1 protein-coding gene and 1 pseudogene are annotated in these 2,260 nt (G+C 58.7%); one reads left to right on the top strand and one right to left on the bottom strand.

Annotation, left to right across the window (positions count from 1 at the left end; all coding sequences use genetic code 11):
- Window positions 1-1,368, bottom strand: a pseudogene (locus tag WBB95_RS23770) (bifunctional aconitate hydratase 2/2-methylisocitrate dehydratase); the annotation flags it as partial.
- A gap of 394 nt (window positions 1,369-1,762) precedes the next feature.
- Here WBB95_RS23770 and WBB95_RS23775 point away from each other — a divergent pair.
- Window positions 1,763-2,233, top strand: a complete 471-nt coding sequence (locus tag WBB95_RS23775; RefSeq protein WP_424489784.1) for a DUF1289 domain-containing protein — start codon at window positions 1,763-1,765, stop codon at window positions 2,231-2,233.
- Window positions 2,234-2,260: the final 27 nt, after the last annotated feature.

Here is a 2,260-nt window from a genome sequence, read left to right on the forward strand (position 1 = left end):
GTCGATCGGCTTTGGATAGGCCGCGGTGTGGCAGAACGACTGCATTACCAGATCGGTGGAGAAGCCCAGGCACGCCAGGTCTTTCAGTTCGTCACGGGTCATAGGACCGGTGGTGTCCTGGGAACCGACGGTGGTCATCTTCGGTTCGCAGTAGGTGCCAGGGCGAACGCCTTTGCCTTCTGGCAGGCCGCACGCCTTGCCGACCATTTTCTGTGCCAGGGTGAAGCCCTTGCCGGTATCGACAGGTGCTTCAGGCAGCTTGAACAGGTCGGTAGGGCCCAGGCCCAGTTCGGCACGTGCCTTGTCGGTCAGGCCGCGACCGATGATCAGCGGAATACGGCCGCCGGCACGTACTTCGTCCAACAGCACCGGCGTCTTCATTTCGAAGGTGGTCAGGACTTCGTCGGTGCCGTGTTTGCAGACTTTGCCAGCATGTGGGTACAGGTCGATCACGTCGCCCATGTTCATGTTGGTAACGTCGAATTCGATTGGCAGTGCGCCAGCATCTTCCATGGTGTTGTAGAAGATTGGAGCGATCTTGCTGCCGAAACAGAAACCGCCAGCGCGCTTGTTCGGCACATTAGGCACGTCGTCGCCGAAGAACCACAGCACGGAGTTGGTTGCCGATTTACGCGAAGAACCCGTACCGACCACGTCACCGACGTAGGCGATAGGGAAGCCTTGGCCGCGCATCTCTTCGATCTGTTTCATCGGGCCGGTCTTGCCTTGCTCGTCCGGCACGATGCCTTCACGGGCCATTTTCAGCATGGCCAGGGCGTGCAGCGGGATGTCCGGGCGGGACCAGGCATCAGGCGCAGGGGACAGGTCGTCGGTGTTGGTTTCGCCGGTGACCTTGAACACGCGCAGGCTGATCTTGTCGGCCAGGGTAGGGCGGTTGCGGAACCACTCGCCGTCAGCCCAGGACTGGATCACGCCTTTGGCGTGCTCGTTGCCGTTCTTGGCTTTTTCAGCCACGTCGTGGAACGCGTCGAACATCAGCAGGGTGTGCTTGAGTTGGGCGGCGGCGACCGGCGCCAGCTCGGCGTCGTCCAGCAGCTCAACCAGAGTCACGATGTTGTAGCCGCCTTGCATGGTGCCAAGCAGTTCAACGGCGCGCTTCTTGTCGATCAGAGGGGAAGTGGCTTCGCCCTTGGCCAGGGCAGACAGGAAACCGGCCTTGACGTAGGCAGCTTCGTCAACGCCTGGTGGAATGCGGTTGGTGATCAGGTCAACGAGGAATTCTTCTTCGCCAGCCGGGGGATTTTTCAGCAGCTCGACCAGGCCTGCGGTTTGTTCGGCGTTAAGCGGCTGGGGAACGATACCCAGTGCTGCACGCTCTTCGATATGTTTGCGGTAGGCTTCAAGCACAGTTATTACCCTCATCAGTGGTCCCACGGGACGCTCATCCAGACATGCACGGCACGCATGCGCTCAGGGGCTTTTTGGGCCGTAGAGCCAGCGCTGCCGGCATTTCTCACAGAAGCTGCTTTCAAAGTTTTACGCCTGCAGAGCGGAGCTGATGAGGGTTGGCGCTGGCTATTTACCGGGTAAATAACCGTCGCCAACACCGCTCTGAAGGAACGACTGTGCTCGTGACGCTTTGAAAACAGCTTCCAATGGATTATTGGCGCCTTACAAGGCCGGATGATTCTACGGCAAAAAAAATCTAAAGGTAAGTTGCCTAACCAAGTTTGCTGGGTGATCACGCTTAGACAAAGGGCTAACATGGCGCATCGTTTCGCTGATTTGCGTGTTGCCACCTATGTCCAACCACACCATCAAGACCCCCTGCGTCGGCCTGTGCTCCACGGTTTACGGCGACCTCGTGTGCCGTGGCTGCAAACGCTTTCACCACGAAGTGATCCAATGGAATGGCTATAACGAAGAAGAAAAACGCGCGGTATGGCTCAGGCTTGAGCAACTGTTGGTGCAGGTGATGGCCGGCAAAGTGGAAGTGTTTGACCCCAAGACCCTGCGCGGGCAACTGGAACAACGCAAGATCCGCTTCGTGCCGCACCAGTCCGAGTACTGCTGGGCCTACCAGTTGATCGCACGCGGCGCGCGGGTAATCTCCAACCTGGAGGCTTATGGCATGGTGCTGCTGCCGGAGTTTCGCGACTGGGCCTTGCCGGACCTGCGCGATGCGATTGACCGCGAGTTCTTTATCCTTTCCGAGGCGCATTACCAGCGCTATATCGCCCCTGGGTTCCTTAAAGATGCGCTGGGGCACTGACCGAAGAGATCAATGTGGGAGCTGGCT

The sequence above is a fragment of the Pseudomonas sp. genome (assembly GCF_049645325.1).
In the GTDB taxonomy this organism is placed as follows: domain Bacteria; phylum Pseudomonadota; class Gammaproteobacteria; order Pseudomonadales; family Pseudomonadaceae; genus Aquipseudomonas.